Genomic DNA, 18,039 nt, shown 5'->3' with positions numbered 1-18,039 from the left:
TCACCCGTAGTCCTCCTCGATTGTCACGGTGTCCGTCTGTTGCGCGGCCTCGTCGCCGATCCAGCTGACCGCCAAGGGACCGAGCGGATCGGGCTGGTCGAACTCGATCGTCTTGCCGCGATACAGCTCGAGCAGCGCCAGGAAGCGGGCGACGATCTGCACCGGGAGCTCGCAGTCCGCGACCAGCTCGCCGAAGGAGGTCCACGCACCCGCACCACGCTGTTTGAGCCGCTCCAGCACCAGTGCCGCCTGCTCGGCCACCGAAATCGCGTGCGTGTGCAAGTGGTCGAGCCCGACCTTGGGTACCGGACGGGGCCGGAAGGCCGCCGCGGCGATCTCGGCGAACTCGGCCGCCCCGACACCCAGCCTAACCTCGGGCAGCAGGCCCGCGTAGCGCTCCTCCAGGCCGACAGCGCGCGGATAACGGCGCAGCGCGGCCGCCTCCAGCTCCCCGAGCAGTTCGGCGACCTGCTTGAACGCGCGGTATTGCAGCAGCCGGGCGAACAGCAGGTCGCGCGCCTCGAGCAGCTCGAGGTCCTCGGCGTCGGTCATCTCCCCGGACGGCAGCAGCCGCGCCGCCTTCAGATCGAGCAACGTGGCGGCGACGACCAGGAATTCGGTGGTCTGATCCAAGATCTTGTCCGCACGCAACGTGTTCTGCCGCGCCATGCTCGCGGTCAGGGCCTTGGTGTAGGCGATGAACTCGTCGGTGACCTTGTGCAACGCCACCTCGGTGACGTCCAGCTTGCGCGAGCTGATCAGGGTCAGCAGCAGGTCGAACGGCCCCTCGAAGTTGCTCAGCCGCAGATGGAACCCGGACCCCCGCTGCTCGTCCGCCTGCGCCTCCTTCTCCGGCTGCGCGTCCGGCTCGGAGCCGGGTGTGGCCGAAGCAGCACCGGGCGCGTCGGGCGCGGAGCCGGACACTTCTGGACCGGAGCGGGACACCTCAGGCACCGGACCGCGCGTCCCCCGGTCAGAACCGGACACCTCTAGGCCGGAGCGGGACACCTCAGGCACGGGATGCCGGTCTGAGCCGTACACCTCCGCCACAGGACGGGGTGCGTCCGCCTCTGGACCGACCGGCGCCTCTGCTCCTGGTCCGACCAGCTCCAGCGCGGAGTGCGGCATGTCCGCGTCGGCGGCCCGGGCGGCGTTCGCCTCGGCGAACTCCTGCGCGACCGCCTCGGGGCGCTGCGTGCCCGGTTCGTCCGCACTGTCCCGGGAAGGTGGGGCGTCCCGGTCCGGTTCCGGAGCGGTCGGTCCGGCGACGCCCCCGACGACGGCCGGGTTCGGTCGCGCGGGCGCCGCGTCCCGGCCCGCCGCGATGAACGCGGCTGCCGCGTTACCGAGCGCGGGTGCGTTCCCCGGAGCGGTCGGGTCCGGCCCGGCGGCATCGGGCTCGCGGTCGTCCGGTGTGGAGGTCGATCCGGCCGGGGAAGACCCCTGGCCGGACGGGTTGTGATGGGACGCAGACGAGGGGTCGGAGCGGCCGCTCACCGGCCGGATCGGTGGATGACTTCCCGGGCCATCGACCGATACGCTTCGGCGCCACTCGATTTCGGCGCCCATGTGGTGATGGGCTCACCCGCGACACTGGCGTCCGGGAAACGGACGGTGCGCGCGATGGCGGTGTCGTACACCAGCTCACCGAACACCTCGACGACGCGCGCCATGACCTGGCGGGAATGCAGCAGTCGAGAGTCGAACATGGTGACCACTATTCCGTACAGGCTCAACCGCGGGTTCAGCCGGTCCCGCACCTTCTCGACGGTGTCGTTGAGCAGCGCGAGCCCGCGCAGCGAGAAGTACTCGCACTCCATCGGGATGATCACGCCATCCGAGCAGGCCAGGGCGTTGACCGTGAGCAGGCCCAGCGAAGGCTGGCAGTCGATGAGGATGTAGTCGTAGCGGTTGCGCACCGGCTCCAGCGCGCGGCCCAGCGATTGCTCCCGGCCCACCTCGTTGACGAGCTGGATCTCCGCGGCGGAGAGGTCGATGTTGCTCGGCAGCAGGTCCATGTTCGGGACCCGCGTCTGCATCAGCACGTCATCGATGGACACCTTGGAACCGATGAGCAGGTCGTGCACGGTCGAGTCGAGATCGTGGTGGGCGACGCCGAGACCGGCCGACAGCGCGCCCTGCGGGTCCAAGTCGACGAGCAGCACCCGGCGGCCGTATTCGGCCAGCGCGGCACCGAGATTGATGGTGGAGGTGGTCTTGCCGACTCCGCCCTTCTGGTTGCACATGGCCACGATCAGCGCGTCACCGTGCTCGCCGACCGGCGGTGGGTCCGGCACCAGCCGCAACGGTCGTCCGGTCGGGCCGAGCGTCGCGTCCTCGGGGACCGGCTCGACTCCGTGGCCCCACAGCGTTTCCGCCGCGGCGTCCGAGTACGGACCCGGTCGCGAGCCCGTAAGCGGCTCCGCCCCAGCACCCATCGGCGGCTCTGCCGCTCCGGCTGTCGTCACGATCCGCTGCTCCTTATACGTTCCTGCCCGTTGCCTCGCCGAGCGTAGCGAGGCCGATCAGGGCCGACCTCGCTTTCGTGCGGTCCAGCTCTGGATAGACGCTACCGCTTGACGGCACTCGAGTGCCGCGCCTGCGCGCGGCGTGTTCGTCCGGCGCTGGTCAACGCCAACGCGCGATTCGATCATGCTGTCCCAGTCCGCCTCCCCGCGCGCGATCCGGCCGCGTCGCCGGAAGTATTCGAAGCGGACGATACCGGGTGTGCGCACACCCGAGGAACTTCGCGGGCCCGTCGGCGGCGGCGCCGAAGGCGTGCAGGACGCCCGGCGCAAGCACCACCAGGCCATCTTTGCCCCGAAAAACTTTGCCGAGCAACTCGTTTGGCGTCATGGTCGGCCGCGAAACGCGAAGACCTCACCGGGCGCGGGGGTGTGCGGTCGCCCAGACTTCGCGCAAGGTGTTGACCGTGACCAGGGTGTAGATCTGGGTCGTGGTCACGGAGGCGTGGCCGAGCAGTTCCTGCACCACCCTGACGTCGGCGCCACCATCGAGCAGATGGGTGGCGAAGGAGTGGCGCAGCGTGTGCGGCGAGACCGCCGCCGCGATGCCCGCGCGTTCGGCGGCGGTGTGCAGGACCTGCCAGGCGCTCTGCCGCGACAGCCGGGCGCCGCGGGCATTCAGGAAGAGGGCCCCTGCGTTGCCCTTTCCCCGCGCGGCCAGCACGGGCCGTCCCCGGACCAGGTAGGCGTCCACGGCGGCGAGGGCGGGCCGTCCGATCGGCACCAGGCGCTGTTTCCCGCCCTTGCCGCGCAGCACGACCGAACGTTCCCCGAGGTCGAGATCGTCGACGTCCAATCCGATCGTTTCCGAGATGCGGGCGCCGGTGGAATACAGCATTTCCAGCAGCGCGCGGTCGCGCAGGCCGCGCGGGCCGCCGTCGACACCCGCCGCGGGATCTCCCGAGCCACCGCCCGCCGCCTCCAGCAATCGCAGCACCTGGTCGTAGGGCAGCGCCTTGGGCAACCTGCGCCCCGGCGCGGGCGGCTTCACCGCGTGCGCCACGTCGGTGTCGGTCAGCCCCTCCGCGGCGGCGAAGCGATGCCAGCCGCGCACCGCGATCAGTGCGCGGGCCACCGAACTCGCCGCCAGCGGCGGGTGCCCTCGATCGCCCGAGCGCAGCGCCACGGTGAACTCGGCGACATCGGACTCGGCGACCCGGTCGAGCGAACGGATGCCGCGTCCGGACAGGAAATCCAGATAGCGACCGAGGTCACGCCGGTAGGCGCCCAAGGTGTTGGGCGCGACGCCGCGCTCGACGGCGAGATGGTCGAGATAGGCGTCGAGCTCGCGACCGAGCACGTCCGGTCAGTCTCCGGACTTCGCGGCCGCCTTGCGGCGGAGGAAGGTCGTGGGCTGACCGTCCCAGGGTGCGTCCGGCGGCCGCAACTCGATGCCGCCCGCCCGCGCGGCCGCCAGCGCGAGCACGCCCGCGACCGCCGTGGCGTTGACGATCTCGCCGCTCAGCGCCGCGCGGACCGCCGCGTCGACCGGCATGCGGACCACTTCCAGATCCGCCTCCTCGAATTCCGGCTCCGGACGGTCGGTTTCGTACAGTCCGCGCGCCAGGTACACCCGCAGCGCTTCGTCGGTGAACCCGGGCGAGAGCGCCACGTCCACCAGCACCGCCCATTCCCTGGCGGCCAACCCGGTTTCTTCGGCCAGCTCGCGGCGGGCCGCGAGCAGTGGATCCTCGCCGGGCACGTCGAGCAGACCGGCGGGCAGTTCGAGCAGCCGCCTGCTGATCGGGTGGCGATATTGATTGATCAGCACCACATTGCCGTCGTCATCGATCGCGGCCACGGCGACGGCGCCGTGGTGCTCGATCACCTCCCGCTCGACGACCCGGCCGCCCGGCATACGCACCTGGTCGAGCCGCAACGCGAGGATCGCGCCGCTGTACACGGTCTCGGTGGAAACTGTCTCGAAGTCGTGGCTGCCCGGCTCGGCAGCGCCCCCGTCGGTCATGCCGCTACGCCTGTTCCGCCGCACCCGCCAGTTCTTCACCGGGGATGTCCACCGGGAGCCGTTCGGCCGCCTTGTATCGCAGCGCCGCCGAGATGAGCGCCGCGAACAGCGGATGCGGGCGCGTGGGGCGGCTCTTCAACTCCGGGTGCGCCTGTGTGGCGACGAAGAACGGATGCGCGTCGGCGGGCAGCTCCACGAACTCGACCAGGTGCCCGTCCGGCGAGGTGCCGCTGAACTTCAACCCGCTCTGCGCGATCTTGTCGCGGTAGGCGTTGTTCACCTCGTAGCGGTGGCGATGACGCTCGGAGACCTGTTCGCTGCCGTAGGCCTGGGCGACGACCGAGCCCTTCTCCAGGATCGCCGGGTAGGCGCCCAGCCGCATGGTGCCGCCGAGATCGGCCTCGCCGGCCACGGCCTGCTCCTGGTCGGCCATGGTGGAGATGACCGGATGCGGCGTGTCCGGCTCGAACTCGGCCGAGTTGGCCTCCGCCAGCCCCACCCTGCGCGCCGCCTCGATCACCACGCACTGCAACCCCAGGCACAAGCCGAGCAGCGGGATGCCGCGGGTGCGCGCGTAGTGGATCGCGCCGACCTTGCCCTCGATGCCGCGGATGCCGAAGCCGCCGGGAATCAGGACGGCGTCCACGTCACGCAGGGCGTGCTGGGCGCCGGAGGGGGTCTCGCACTCGTCGGAGGGCACCCAGCGGATGTTCACCTTGGCGCGCGAGGCGAACCCGCCCGCGCGCAGCGCCTCGGTGACCGAGAGGTAGGCGTCGGGCAGGTCGACGTACTTGCCGACCAGCGCGACCTCGACCGTCTCGCGCGGCGAGTGCACGCGGTCGAGCAGGTCGCCCCACACGGTCCAGTCCACGTCGCGGAACGGCAGGCCCAGCCTGCGCACCACGTAGGCGTCCAAGCCCTCTCGGTGCAGCACGCGCGGGATGTCGTAGATCGACGGCGCGTCCGGCGTGGAGATGCACGCGTCCACCTCGACGTCGCACATCAGGGCGATCTTGCTCTTCAGCGCCTGCGGGACCTCGCGGTCACAGCGCAGGATCAGCGCGTCGGGCTGGATACCGATATTGCGCAGCGCCGCCACCGAGTGCTGGGTCGGCTTGGTCTTCAGCTCACCGGAGGGCGCGAGGTAGGGCACCAGCGACACGTGCAGGAAGAAGACGTTGTCGCGTCCGACGTCGTGGCGGATCTGGCGGGCGGCCTCCAGGAACGGCTGCGACTCGATGTCGCCGACGGTGCCGCCGATCTCGGTGATCACCACGTCCGGGGTCTGGCCCTGCAGATCCGGGCCGCGCATGGCGAGGATCCGGTTCTTGATCTCGTCGGTGATATGCGGGATCACCTGCACCGTGTCGCCGAGGTACTCGCCGCGGCGCTCCTTGGCGATGACCGACGAATAGATTTGCCCGGTGGTCACATTCGCGTCCCGGGACAGGTCCCGATCGAGGAAACGCTCGTAGTGACCGACGTCCAGATCGGTCTCCGCCCCGTCCTCGGTCACGAACACCTCGCCGTGCTGGAACGGGTTCATCGTGCCGGGATCGACGTTCAAGTACGGGTCGAGTTTCTGCATCGTGACGCGCAGCCCACGCGCCGTCAGCAGCTGACCGAGGCTGGAGGCGGTAAGACCTTTACCCAATGAGGAGGCGACACCACCGCTGACGAAGATGTGCTTCGTGGCCGTTCGCGCCTGAATCCGTGTTTGACCCACGGGTCTTCACGGTAACACGAATCCGCCCGTCCGTTCGAATGCCACGCACGTTTGCCCGCCGATCGCCCGAACGGCGATCAGAGCACTCGGAGCCGAAGTGTGAGCCGGGTCGCGTCCCGGCATCCTCCGGACGTCCGCCGGCGGCCGCGCGCCAGGTCAGCCCGGAACCGCGGCCAGAGTGAGCGCGGTGGCCTTGGCGCCGGTGCCGTAGCGTCCTGCGCCACCGTTGAGCTGCTCACCGAGCGCAAGCACGGTCGTGACCCGGCCGAGTTCCCGCTCGACATTGTCGACGGTGCTCACCTGGGCCGCGAGCGCGGCGTCGGCGCGGACCACGGCGATCGGCCCCTGCTGGTCGGCGGCGCCCGCGCGGCCCGCGAGGACCACGCCCGCACCGCGGCCACGCAGGGCGCCCGCGAAACGCGCGCTGTTGGCGCCCACGCCGTTCTCGGCGGCAGCGACGCCGTTGCCGGTGATCACGACCGCGAGCTGCGCGGGCCGCACCGGCGTTTCGACGTAGGCGAGGAAGCCGCCGCCGCGCAGAGTCTCCAGGACCAGCCCGAGCTCCTCCGGGGTGCTCCGGGTTTGCCCGGTGGCCGGGTCGAGCAGGAGCACCAGGCCGAGCAGATCACCGGCCATACTGCCCTGGTCCACCGCGCCGGTCCGCAGCTGCGCCCCGGCCGGGATGACGTTCGTGACGGCCGAGCGCATCCGGTCGCCCTCGGTGGCGTCGACGAACGCCTCGGTGAGCGCGATCCGGCCGGTGACGCCCGCGCCGGCGACCTCGACCGCCTTGGTCACCGCGTCGACGTCTGCGGGATCGGCGTCCGGGGTCGTGAACACGACGACGCTGCGGTCGGTGAGCGCACCGCCGAGAATGCGGCCCGACGATCCGGCGATGAACCGATCGGCGGCCACGGCCTGCTCGCCGAGCCGCCGGTTCTGCTCGGTCAGGACGTCGACCTGCTGGCGCAGGTCGGACTTGTCCGCCCGCAAGGCCGACAGCAGGTCGGCCGCGAGCGTCTGGGATCCGAGCACCACACCGATCGCGAGCGCGAGGAAGATCGCGACGATCGAGACGGCGTGCTGGCGCAGCGAAATCATCGTTCTCCTCAGAGGTTCAACGATCCGGCTTGCCCCTGCGCCCATCGCGCGAGGCGGTTCCAGGCGTCCACGCCCCAATCCATGACATCCCCGCCGCTGTTGGACGCCAGCAACACGACGATCACCGCGACCAGCGCGGCGAGCACCACCAGTGCGACGGCGACTCCGGACACGCGGTTGCGGTACAGGGTGGCCACCGCCTGCGCGTCCATCAGCTTCGTACCGACCTTGAGCCGGGTGAGGAAGGTGGCCGGATTGCTGTCGCGCCGACCGCGGTCGAAGAAGTCGTCGAGCGAGGCGGGCGCCCCCGCGGTGACGATCAGCGCGGCGCCGTGATGGTCGGCCAGCAGCAGCGCCAGATCTGCGGCCGAACCCGAGGAGGGGAAGGTCGTCGCGCCGATGCCCAGGTCCTGGATGCGTTCGAGTCCCTTGGCGTGCCCGTCGGTGTCGGCGGGCAGGATCACCTCGGCGCCGCATTTCATGGTGGCGCTGGTGATCTCCTCCGGGTCGCCCACGATGACGTCGGGCCGGTATCCCCGCCTGCGCAGGGTGTCGGCGCCACGGCCGACACCGATCAGGATCGGGGTGTACTCCTTGATGAACGGCTTGAGCCGCTGCAGATCCTCGGCGTGCTCCGGGCCGTCGGCGACGACCACCACGTGCCGGTGCTTCATCACCAGATCCAGCTCGGGAACGCCGAACCCGTCGATGAGCAGCGCGCTCTCGGTGCGGATGAACTCGATGGTGTTGCCCGCGAACGCCTCGAGGTGATCGGCCAGGCCGTTGCGCGCCTCGAGCATGCGCTCCGCGATGGCGGTCTCGGTGAGTTCGATGCCCTCGACGAGGACCTCCGGCTCCTTCTTGATCAGCTTGTCGGCGTAGACCACACCCTCGACCACGCGGACCTTCACACCGTCCTTGATCTTCTTGAACGCATCCGAGCTCACCGTGTCCAGCAGCAGGATCCCGTGGGCCACGAGCGCCTCGGGGCCGAGGTTCGGGTAGCGACCGGAGATGGACGGCGAGGTGTTGATCACCGCGCCGACGCGGGCCTCGACCAGCCGGTCGGCGGTCATCCGGTCGAGGTCCATCTCGTCGAGAACGACGATATCGCCCGGTCCGACCCGGCCGAGCAGCCGCCGGGTGTTGCGGTCGACCCTGGCTGTCCCGATCAGACCAGGCAGCGTTTCGGTGTTTCGCGACAACAGCGCCGGCATCCTCATGAGGCGATGATGAGCGCAAACTCTCAACCATTGATGGAGGCGCGCCGTCGCACCGAGCGCATGAGGCCTCTGCGTTATCTGTTGGCAATCCGATCCGCACCGTCGCTCACACCCACACGGAAGACGCCCAACATCCCTCAGGGCAGATCAATCCCCTTGAAAACCTCGGTCGCCACCCGCGGATGTGCCAAATTATGCGCAATGAGACCTGACCCCCGAAGAAACACCAGAGTCAGCAATCAAGGCGCGAATATTTTGCCAATCCACTTTGACGTGCATAAACCCTCCCCTCCAGCAGACAGCGAATCCAGCGCTACCCATAGCGACAAGCGGACCGGATCAGGTCAGATTGCCCTCGTCGCAGAGACTTGCCGAGCGCCACGACTTCGCCGGACCGGTCGCGCCCGGGTCGAAGCGCCACTGCTCGATCGGAGCGACGGCCTTCCAGGACAGGGTGCCGTCTCGATGGGTGACCACCTGGTAGACATCCTCGGCGCCTTCGACGAGCTGGCTCCCCACGCAATAGTCGTTATACGCCGTTCCCGGCTGCCGGGCTCCCGCGCTGAACCGGCCGGTCGGACGCTGCGCCGCGCCCGGATTGGGCACCGTGCTCGGCTCGCGCACGACCGCACCGCGCAACCAGTACGGCGCGCCCCGCTCGTCCGTGCCGCACCGGAAGCTCCAACCACCGGCGGCGATCGAGCTCCCTTGCCTATGGGCGGCGCCCGCCCACAGGCAGTCCGCACCCATGTTGCCCCCGGTCGCCGCGGCCGTAGCGGAGCCGAACACCGATCCGGCCGAAGCCACGGCGCCGATCACCAGCAGCTGAACGAGTTTCCATCCCCGCGTTTCGGCGCAGCCGCCGACAACTCCCGTCTCGATCATCGATCAGCACCACTTCGCCTGCGGGCGGCACACGGTCCAGCCATTGCCGTCCGGCCGCTGCGTGCGCGTCCACGCCGATTCCCCGGCACCGTTTCCGGCACTGCTCTCGTCCGGACGGGGCTTGCTCCGCCGGTGATACTCGCGCAGCGCATGCTGATGTTCGTTCTGCCGCAGTGGATTCGGATCGGAGTGTTGATATCCGAACGGGTCGATCGCGTGCCACCCCGTAGAGTCGCCGTGCGAATCCGAGCGACCGGAGTGGTCGGAGCCGGACAACGACTCGGCGGCCGCCCCGCCCGCCGCGGCCACCGTCCCCGCGGCGAGACCGGCGACGATCAGCACGAACGCCCTCTTCGATGATTTCCGGCCGCGCCCGGACACCAGTCCGGAGCGCCGCGCTTCGCCCGTCCTGATCCTTGCTGGGAGAACGCTGCACATGATGGCCCCTTCGCCTCGGTGCTTCCCGCTATCCGACGGAATTCATCCGCCGTTCATCTACTGAGTTCCATAGTAGATCAGAAATCGGACATTGCGGACATCAATCGGGTGCGACGCAGAGGTTGAATTCGAAATGCCTTGATCGAGACCCTGTTTGCCGAATCGAACCACCCCCGGGCGCGTACACTCTCAATCGCAGCCGACAACGAGCACCGCACTATCACCCGTCGTTTCACGGACGCCATCCGTAGTTCGACATACCGTTTCCGTGACGCACGCCGCTACCTCACACCGACCTCGGCTCCGGCGCCTCCGCCGCACCGGCTCGGTAGAGCCGACCACGCGGGCGGCTCGCCGCCGATTGTGATGCGGACGACACGATCACCGAGCCGCGCCCGCAGTAGCTATATGCTGCCGGTCACACGTAACTGGAAGAGGAGATCTCATGGCCAGCACCACCGTCGACGCCGTCATCGCCGCCCCGCGCGAGGTCGTGTACCGGCTCTTCGCCGACCGCGAGAGCATCAGCCCCTACATCCCGGTCCAGGTCAAGCTGGTCAAGCCCGGCCTGACCGAGCGAGAAGGCGTCGGCGCGCAGCACCTGATCGGCCTCGGCCCGGTCGGCGTCACCGAGGAGATCACCAACCTCGTGCCCGGTGAGCGGATGGAGTACAAGATCGTCAAGGGCGCGCCGGTGAAGCGGCACGTCGGCATCGTCACCTTCGCCGACGCCGACAACGGCACCCTGGTCTCCTACACCATGGAATCGGACCCGTCGCTGCCGGTGCCCGCCAAGGTGCTGGAATTCGGCCTCAAGAACCTGATCGGCACGTTCATCAAGGGTGCGCAGAAGGCGGTGCGCTGACCGGCGCGCTCAGCGCGCGGCCACCTCGGCGCCCGCCTTCTCGGCGCGTGCCGTCGCCAGCAGTTCCTCCGCGTGCGCGCGGCCGGTCTCGGTGTCGTCGAGACCGGCCAGCATGCGCGCCAGCTCGACCACCCGCTCGTCATTGGTGAGCGCCCGGACGCCACTGTTGACGGCGCCCTTGCCGTCGTCGGATTTGTCGACCACGAGATGGGTGTCGGCGAACGCCGCGACCTGCGGCAGATGCGTCACCACGATGACCTGGTGAGTGCGCGCCAGCCGGGCCAGCCTGCGGCCGATCTCCACCGCGGCTCGCCCGCCGACGCCTGCGTCGACCTCGTCGAACACCATGGTCGCTCCGTGATCGGAACCGGCGAGCACCACTTCCAGCGCCAGCATCACGCGCGACAGTTCACCACCCGACGCACTCTTGCTCAACGGCAACGACTGCGCACCCGAATGCGCCGCCAGCCGGAACTCGGCCTCATCGGTGCCCGTTGCGCCGGCATGTAATTCCCGGCCGTCGACGGTGAGCGGCGCCGAGTCCTGGGCTCCCGCGAGCAACGGCCGCACCTCGACCTCCAGACGCGCCTTGCCCATCGCCAGGCCGCCTAATTCGGCGCTCACCGCGGCCGCCAGCTTCCCCGCCGCTTTGCTCCGCGCCGCGCTCAGCTTCTTCGCCGCCTCCCGCACCCGTTCGGCGGCGGTGTCCACTTCGGCGGCCAGTTTGCCCAGCGCCTCCTCGGATACGTCGAGCGAGCCGAGCCGGGTGCGCGCCTCCTCCGCCCAGGCCAGCACACCGTCGATGTCGGGTGCGTACTTGCGGGTCAGCGACTTCAATTCGGCCTGCCTGGTGAGCAGTGAATCCAGCGCTCCCGGATCGGACGGCAGGTCCGAAAGATATCCGCTCAGGTCGGTCGTCACATCCACCACCACGGCGATGGCCTCGGCCAGGCGCGGCGCGAGCGCGACCAGCGCCGGGTCGTCGGCGGCTTCGATGCGGGCGCGTGCGGCGCCGAGCGCTTCCAGGGCGCCGGAACCGTCTTCGGGCGCTTCGGCAGGTCCGGCCAGCGCGTCGTGCGCGGTGGCCGCCGCCTCCCGCAGCGAATCCAGATCGCTCAGCCTGCGCACCTCGTCGACGATGCGCACGTCTTCGCCGGGTTCGGGCGCGATGGCGTCGATTTCCTTCAACGAGTGCTCGAGCCGCTCGGCCTCGAGGGCCAATTCCCTGCTGCGCGCAGTTCGTTCGAGCAGCTCGGTGCGGGCGTCGAGCCATGATCGGCGCAGCACCTGGTATTTGCGCAGCAGAGCGCCCACGGCGTCGCCCGCGAACTGGTCCAGCGCCGACAACTGCTGGTCGGGGCGCTGCAAACGCAGCTGATCGTTCTGGCCGTGCACGGTCAGCACAGGCGCGGTGAAATCGGCGAGCACCGAGGCGGGGACGCCGCGGCCACCGAGATGCGCGCGGGAGCGCCCATCGCTGCCGACCGTGCGGATCGCGATGACGCTGCCGTCGTCGTCCTGCTCGGCCGCGGCCGCTTCCAGCACCCGCGCGACCTCGGCGCGCGCGGCGTCGTTGACGTCGTCGATGGTGAACCGGCCCTCCACCACCGCGCGGGAGGCGCCGAGCCGGACCCGGCCCGCGTCCGCGCGGGCACCGCTGAGCAGATGAAGGCTGGTCACCACCATGGTCTTGCCCGCGCCGGTCTCACCGGTCAGGCAGGTCAGTCCCGCATGGAACTGCGCGGTCGCGGTGGAAATGACGCCAAGCCCGTCAATCCTGATCTCTGTCAGCACGTGTGCTCTCCGTTCGCCGTCGGCCACGCCAGCCTGTCACGGGCAATTGGAACTTGCGCACCATCCGGTCGGCGAACGGTGCGGAGTCCAGCCGCACCCAGCGCACCGGTCGAGCGCCGCGAACCGCCTCGACCCGGCCACCGCTGGGGAGTGCGAGCGTGCGCCTGCCGTCCAGGAAAACTATCGCATCGTGTCCGGTCGCCACAGACTCGACCGCGATACGCGAATCCGGGCTGGTCACCAGCGGCCGCGCGAACAGGGCATGGGCATTGCTCGGAATCACCAGCAAGGCTTCGAGTTCCGGCCACACCACCGGACCGCCCGCGGAGAAGGCATAGGCGGTCGACCCGGTCGGCGTCGAAACAAGGATGCCGTCACAGCCGAACGACGACACCGGGCGGCCGTCGACTTCCAGCACCACTTCCAGTACGCCCATGCGCGAGGCGTTTTCGATGCTCGCCTCGTTCAGCGCCCAACCGCTCTCGACCACTTCGTCCTCGACCCGGACGGTGACATCGATGGTCATCCGATGCTCGATGGTGTAATCGTGACGCACCACCTGGGCGAGCGCCTCGTCCAGGTTCTCGGCCTCGGCTTCGGTGAGAAACCCGATGCGTCCGAGGTTGATTCCCAGCACCGGCACCCCCGCCGGGCGCGCCAGTTCGGCCGCGCGCAGGAACGTTCCGTCGCCACCGAGCACGAGCACCATCTCGCAGCCGACCGCCGCGTCCGGGCTGTGCGCGACCACGCGAACGGGGTAGCCGCCCGGCTCGGCGGCGAAGCGCGTGCTGTCCGCCTCGTCGGCGAGCACGCGCAGGCAGATACCCGCGTCCGCGAAGATCTTCGCCACCCGGTGGGCGGTCTCGATGATCTCCGCGCGGCCGGGGTGGGAGACCAGCAAGATCTCCCTGCCGCAGGGTTGGGCCGGCGCGTTCACTGTGGACCCTCCTCAACCGCACGCTCGACCAGCGCGGCGACCTGTTCGGCGTCGTATTCGAACGGCCCGTCGTTGCGCAGCCACAAGAAGTATTCGACATTGCCCGACGGGCCCGGCAACGGGCTCGCCACAACGCCGGCGGTGCGCATGCCCAGCTCCGCGGCCGCGGCCGCCACCGTGCGCACCGCGTCGGCGCGCAGCGCGGGATCACGCACCACGCCGCCGGAGCCGACCCGTTCCTTGCCGACCTCGAACTGTGGTTTCACCATGGGCAGCAGATCGGCGCCTGGCGCCGCGCAGGCGGCCAGCGCGGGCAGCACCAGGCTCAGGGAAATGAAGGACAGGTCGCTCACGACCACTTCGACCGTGCCGCCGATGGTTTCGGGCGACAGGTTGCGCACGTTGGTCCGGTCGAACACCCGGACCCGCTCGTCGGTGCGCAGGCGCCACACCAGCTGGCCGTAGCCGACGTCGACCGCGACGACCTCCCGTGCTCGCCCGGCCAGTAGGACGTCGGTGAAACCGCCGGTGGAGGCGCCCGCGTCCAGGCAGCGCTTGCCCGCCACCGACAACCCGTCCGGCTCGAACCGCTCCAGCGCGCCGAGCAGTTTGTGCGCGCCGCGCGAGGCCCAGGACACCTCGTCGGGCTCCTCGCGGACCACCAGCGGCGTGCCCGCCTCCACCGCGGTCGCCGCTTTGACCGCGACCGTTCCAGCTATCAGGACGCGGCCCGCGCCGATCAGCTCGACCGCGTGTTCTCGCGATCGCGCCAATCCGCGGCGAACCAGTTCCGCGTCCACCCGTGCGCGCCTGGCCACCTCAGATCTTGTCCACCGTGGCCAGGGCCTGCACCAGCACGTCATGTGCCTGCTCCAGGATGCGAGCCCGGCGGGTGATGTCGACGCCCGCCTCGGCGCTGTCGGTCGCCGGCGCAGACCGGCCGGGGCGGTCGAGTTCGGCGAGCAGGCTGTCGACCTCGCCGCGAATTCGATCCGGGTCGGCAGGCTCCGGACGGCCTTGCGTACCCGGCAGATGCTGACCGGGCAGCGGGACCCCGGGGCGGGGACCTTGCGCACCGGCGGAGCCGGGACCGTTCGGACGAGGTATAGGACTAGTCATCGTGGCGTCAACGCTATCGGATTTCCGAATCGGACGCGCGGACCGTCACAGCTCGTCCCGGGTTCCGCCGCAGCATCTCGCCGAGGTCGGCTTCCGGCTCGGCGGCGACGGCCGCGTGGTTGAGGGCGTCGAGCGAGTCGGCGACATAGGTCGGGATCTGCAGGTCCGGGGCCTTGCGCAGTTCATCGATTGTGCTGACACCGGTGAGCACCAGCAACGAGTCGAGGCCGACCCGGTTGGCGCCCTCGATATCGGTGTCCAGCCGGTCGCCCACCACCAGGGCGGAACGGGAACCGGCCCGGACGAGCGCGTCCTCCAGCAGGGGCGCGTACGGCTTGCCCGCGACGATCGGCTCCCGATCGGAGGCGGCGCGCAGCGCGGCGACCATCGCACCGTTGCCGGGTGCGAGACCGCGTTCGTTCGGCAACGTCCGGTCGGTGTTCGCCGCGACCCACAGTGCGTCCGTGCGCAGGGCGTAGGCGGCTTCGGCGAGGTCCGGCCACGCGGTGTGCGGTGAATGTCCTTGCACCACAGCGGCGGGCGCGTCGCCGTCGGAGCGCCGGATCGGCCGCAACCCGACACCCTCGACCTCGGCGGCCAAGTCGTCGGTGCCGACGACCAGGACCGGCGCGCCACGGTCGAGCCGCTCGGCCAGCAACCGCGCCGCCGCCTGTGCGCTGGTCACCACGTCGTCGGCGGTCGCGGCGAAGCCGAGTTCGGACAGATGCGCGGCCACGACCTGTGGTCCACGGCTGGCGTTGTTCGTGACGTACACCAATCGCCGGCCCGCCTGCCCATCCGCGGCGAGTGCCTCCGGCGCTCCCTCGATCACCTCGTGCCCGCGATACAGCGTGCCGTCCAGGTCGAGCAGCAGGGCTCGGTAGCGATCTCGTAGTCGCTTCACACCACTCTCACTCCGTGTCACCGATCGGCCGCGCCGACCCATCACCGCCGGGCCCTCCGGCAGCCCATCCGCTCGGCAGATCCGAGACACTCGACACTACGCCGACGCGCGAGCCGGACAGACGTGGCGTCAGCCACTCCGGCCGCACCGGATCCCAAGCGCGCCAGCACAGATCCGCAGATCTCGAGTTTCATATCGCGGCCACCCCGATGATCCGATCGACCCACCCTTAGCGCAGGTACGGGCCGACCGTCGCGACCACGACCTTGGTGCGCGCCGCAAGCTCGTCGGATTCGGCGGCACGATCGCGCACATCGTGCTCAGCGGCGTCGACCCGGCCCCGTCCGATCATGCCGAGCACTTCCCGATTCTGCTGACGCTCGCTCGCCACGTGGCCCACGACCGCGGCGAAATTCGCGCAGGCGCAGGCCCCCGGCCACGTCCCGAACCCCTCCGCGCGCCTGGCACCGGGCGCGGGCAACGTCCTCGGAGGCCAGCCACCCGCAAGGCGCGGCAACCGCGAGCGGCGACAGGTTCGGATCTCTGTCACCCGTCAGTTAGGCGGCGCGTTCCGGCGTCCGAGTCACCGTCTCGGGAGCCAGCCACCCCCGAGGCGCGGCAACCGCGATCGGCGACAGGTTCAGATGCCGCTGTCACCCGACAGTTCGGCGGCGCGTTCTCTTCGGCGTCCGAGTCACCGTCGGGAGCCAGCCACCCCCTAGGGCGCGGCAACCGGCGACAGGTTCAGATGTCGCTGTCACCTGTGAGTTCGGCGGCGCGTTCCTCGGCGTCCGTGTCACCGTCGAGGTCGGCCGAGGCGGCGTTGAGGAACCAAGTGAGGCCCTCGTCGGTGCGACCCGCGGCGACGAGGGCGTCGGCGTAGGCGTAGAAGAGGCGGGCCGCGGCGGAGCCGGTCCTGGACGGGTCGAGATCCGAGGTCTGCAAGGTCACGACGGCTTGGTCGTACTGGCCGAGGTCCATTCGCGCGCCCGCGACGACCATACGCAGTTCGGTGGCATCGTCACCGCGCAGGGCACGCGCCTCCTCGCTGCGACCGAGCTCGATAGCGCGTTCGGGACGGCCCAAACCACGCTCGCAGTCGGCCATGACGGCCAGCAGCCCGGAACCACCGGACATCCGGCGCGCCGTGCGCAGCTCCGACAAAGCCTCCGCCCATTCGCCGGCATGGTAGGCCACCACTCCCGCGGTCTCGCGGACGACCGCGATCCGCCCGGCCCGCTGCCGCGCGGCCCTGGCATGGGCGAGAGCGAGGCCGGGATCGTCGTCGACCAGGCGCACCGCCATCACCAAGTGCCGGGCGACCGTCTCCGCGTTCCCCTTGTCCAAACTGAGCAGGTCTCGCCGCACGGCGGAATCGAGATCGGCTGCCTGCACCTCGTCCGGCAGATCGGGTTCCTCCGGCCGCGGCGGACGACGGTCGAGGGAACGGCCCCCACCGACATGGGCGCCTTCGCCGCCACGGCGGCGATCCGGTGCAGAGTCGTCGCGCGGTGTCCGATCCCCGCGATCCGCGCCCCCGCGCTGCCCGGGGCGATCCGATCCCTGGCCACGTCGATCATCATCACGGCGCTGGAATCCGGACGCGCCACGCCGACCCGCGTCACCGCGCTCGCCGGAATCGCCCCGACGCTTGAACCCGCCACGATCGCCCGGTTCATCGCGACGGGCATCGCCTCGATCACCGAAATCGTCCCGGCGACGAGGGAATCCACCACGATCGGATCCGCCGCGCGCGCCGGATTCGCCGCCGGGGCGGAATCCGCCCCGCGAATCGTCGCGCCGCTCTCCGGAATCACTCCGGCGTTTGAAGCCGCCGCGTTCACCGGAGCCCTCGGAGCGCTTGAATCCGCCCCGATCGCCCGATCCGCCTCGGCTTGTGGAACCGCCACGATCCGCGGACTCGTCCCGCCGCTGGAAACCACCGCGCGTGGGTGCGTCGCCGCCGCGACGGAAGCCACCAGTGTCTCCACTCCGGTCGCCGGAGTCCGGACGCTTGAACCCGCCGCGCTCACCCGAACCGCCGCGCTGGCCAGAACCGCCAGTATCGCCCCGGCGGTTGAACCCACCGGAATTCTCGCGTCGCTGGTAACCGCCTCGGTCGGACGTATTGTCGCGGGAGCCGGAGCCACCCGAGTCACCGCGGCGACCGAAGCCTCCGCGTTCCCCCGCGTCACCGCGACGGTTGAACCCGCCGCCGCGACGGCTCGCATCCTGCTGGTTGTCATCTCGCCGGCCGGACCCGGAGTCGGGAGCGCCGCGCCGGAAGGGCTTCCGATCGTCATTTTGTTCCGGCACGGTGCTCCCTTTCTTGGTATCGCGAAAGTCTGTATCCCACGAATTCAATCACGTACCCGTCGTGGGGCGCGGGGTACGGCAAGTTCGCCGGAGCACCGCATTGGTGCTCAAACGCCGATAGGGGACCCAGATTCTGGGTCCCCTATCGTGAAGGATGTTCCGGCGGTGTCCTACTCTCCCACACCCTGTCGAGTGCAGTACCATCGGCGCTGGCAGGCTTAGCTTCCGGGTTCGGAATGG

General features: G+C 70.0%; 16 protein-coding genes and 1 pseudogene. 1 reads left to right on the top strand and 16 read right to left on the bottom strand.

Features of this window, described 5'->3' with window-relative positions; all coding sequences use genetic code 11:
* The 9 genes from ABZ803_RS33270 to ABZ803_RS33230 form a co-directional block, all read right to left on the bottom strand.
* A complete protein-coding gene (locus tag ABZ803_RS33270) occupies positions 1-807 on the bottom strand; it encodes a segregation/condensation protein A (protein ID WP_040866193.1) in 807 nt (268 codons plus the stop codon).
* A gap of 686 nt (positions 808-1,493) precedes the next feature.
* Positions 1,494-2,468 (bottom strand): ParA family protein, encoded by a 975-nt coding sequence (locus ABZ803_RS33265; protein WP_245548908.1) that lies wholly within the window; start codon positions 2,466-2,468, stop codon positions 1,494-1,496.
* A gap of 412 nt (positions 2,469-2,880) precedes the next feature.
* A complete protein-coding gene (xerD, locus tag ABZ803_RS33260; RefSeq protein WP_357045488.1) occupies positions 2,881-3,825 on the bottom strand; it encodes a site-specific tyrosine recombinase XerD in 945 nt (314 codons plus the stop codon).
* A gap of 6 nt (positions 3,826-3,831) precedes the next feature.
* Positions 3,832-4,491: an NUDIX hydrolase gene (locus tag ABZ803_RS33255; RefSeq protein ID WP_062977095.1), complete on the bottom strand. Its 660-nt coding sequence runs from the start codon at positions 4,489-4,491 to the stop codon at positions 3,832-3,834.
* Positions 4,492-4,495: 4 nt separating this feature from the next.
* Positions 4,496-6,217, bottom strand: a complete 1,722-nt coding sequence (locus ABZ803_RS33250; protein WP_357045486.1) for a CTP synthase — start codon at positions 6,215-6,217, stop codon at positions 4,496-4,498.
* A gap of 156 nt (positions 6,218-6,373) precedes the next feature.
* Positions 6,374-7,318, bottom strand: coding sequence for a copper transporter (locus ABZ803_RS33245; protein WP_357045484.1), 945 nt, complete (start codon positions 7,316-7,318; stop codon positions 6,374-6,376).
* A gap of 8 nt (positions 7,319-7,326) precedes the next feature.
* Positions 7,327-8,541 carry a putative cytokinetic ring protein SteA gene (gene steA / locus ABZ803_RS33240; protein WP_357045482.1) on the bottom strand — a complete coding sequence of 405 codons (1,215 nt, stop codon included), beginning with the start codon at positions 8,539-8,541 and terminating at the stop codon, positions 7,327-7,329.
* A gap of 339 nt (positions 8,542-8,880) precedes the next feature.
* On the bottom strand, positions 8,881-9,426 hold the full coding sequence (locus tag ABZ803_RS33235) for a hypothetical protein (protein WP_357045480.1): 546 nt from the start codon (positions 9,424-9,426) through the stop codon (positions 8,881-8,883).
* Between the two features lie 3 nt (positions 9,427-9,429).
* Positions 9,430-9,768 carry a hypothetical protein gene (locus ABZ803_RS33230; RefSeq protein WP_357045478.1) on the bottom strand — a complete coding sequence of 113 codons (339 nt, stop codon included), beginning with the start codon at positions 9,766-9,768 and terminating at the stop codon, positions 9,430-9,432.
* A 541-nt stretch (positions 9,769-10,309) separates the two neighbouring features.
* Between ABZ803_RS33230 and ABZ803_RS33225 the strand changes: the two genes are divergently transcribed.
* The gene (locus tag ABZ803_RS33225) at positions 10,310-10,729 is read left to right on the top strand and encodes an SRPBCC family protein (protein ID WP_040866165.1); all 420 of its coding nucleotides are present in this window, start codon (positions 10,310-10,312) and stop codon (positions 10,727-10,729) included.
* A gap of 9 nt (positions 10,730-10,738) precedes the next feature.
* Here ABZ803_RS33225 and recN read toward each other — a convergent pair whose 3' ends face one another.
* From recN to ABZ803_RS33190, 7 genes and pseudogenes are all read right to left on the bottom strand, one after another.
* Positions 10,739-12,523, bottom strand: a complete 1,785-nt coding sequence (recN, locus tag ABZ803_RS33220; RefSeq protein ID WP_357045476.1) for a DNA repair protein RecN — start codon at positions 12,521-12,523, stop codon at positions 10,739-10,741.
* Entirely contained in the window at positions 12,501-13,460 is a 960-nt protein-coding gene (locus tag ABZ803_RS33215) for an NAD kinase (RefSeq protein WP_357045474.1), read from the bottom strand. The genes recN and ABZ803_RS33215 overlap by 23 nt, the downstream gene beginning before the upstream one ends.
* Positions 13,457-14,278: a TlyA family RNA methyltransferase gene (locus ABZ803_RS33210; protein WP_357045473.1), complete on the bottom strand. Its 822-nt coding sequence runs from the start codon at positions 14,276-14,278 to the stop codon at positions 13,457-13,459. Before ABZ803_RS33210 ends, ABZ803_RS33215 begins: the two co-directional genes overlap by 4 nt.
* 1 nt (position 14,279) lies before the next feature.
* Positions 14,280-14,579: a hypothetical protein gene (locus tag ABZ803_RS33205; RefSeq protein WP_357045471.1), complete on the bottom strand. Its 300-nt coding sequence runs from the start codon at positions 14,577-14,579 to the stop codon at positions 14,280-14,282.
* A gap of 13 nt (positions 14,580-14,592) precedes the next feature.
* Positions 14,593-15,483, bottom strand: a complete 891-nt coding sequence (locus tag ABZ803_RS33200; RefSeq protein WP_357045469.1) for an HAD-IIA family hydrolase — start codon at positions 15,481-15,483, stop codon at positions 14,593-14,595.
* Positions 15,484-15,712: 229 nt separating this feature from the next.
* Positions 15,713-15,874, bottom strand: coding sequence for a hypothetical protein (locus ABZ803_RS33195; protein WP_357045467.1), 162 nt, complete (start codon positions 15,872-15,874; stop codon positions 15,713-15,715).
* Positions 15,875-16,227: 353 nt separating this feature from the next.
* Positions 16,228-17,109 (bottom strand): annotated as a pseudogene (locus ABZ803_RS33190) (hypothetical protein); the annotation flags it as partial.
* Between the last annotated feature and the right edge of the window lie 930 nt (positions 17,110-18,039).

It is taken from the genome of Nocardia sp. NPDC047648, from assembly GCF_040642815.1.
In the GTDB taxonomy this organism is placed as follows: Bacteria; Actinomycetota; Actinomycetes; order Mycobacteriales; family Mycobacteriaceae; genus Nocardia; species Nocardia gamkensis.
Note: the sequence above shows the minus strand (reverse complement) of the source record. Positions and strands in the feature narration are given on the sequence as shown.

Coding starts and splice junctions, on each gene's coding strand:
- ABZ803_RS33255 (WP_062977095.1), bottom strand. CDS start 4,491: ATGACCGACGGGGGCGCTGCCGAGCCGGGCAGCCACGACTTCGAGACA.
- ABZ803_RS33245 (WP_357045484.1), bottom strand. CDS start 7,318: ATGATTTCGCTGCGCCAGCACGCCGTCTCGATCGTCGCGATCTTCCTC.
- steA (WP_357045482.1), bottom strand. CDS start 8,541: ATGAGGATGCCGGCGCTGTTGTCGCGAAACACCGAAACGCTGCCTGGT.
- ABZ803_RS33235 (WP_357045480.1), bottom strand. CDS start 9,426: ATGATCGAGACGGGAGTTGTCGGCGGCTGCGCCGAAACGCGGGGATGG.
- ABZ803_RS33225 (WP_040866165.1), top strand. CDS start 10,310: ATGGCCAGCACCACCGTCGACGCCGTCATCGCCGCCCCGCGCGAGGTC.
- ABZ803_RS33205 (WP_357045471.1), bottom strand. CDS start 14,579: ATGACTAGTCCTATACCTCGTCCGAACGGTCCCGGCTCCGCCGGTGCG.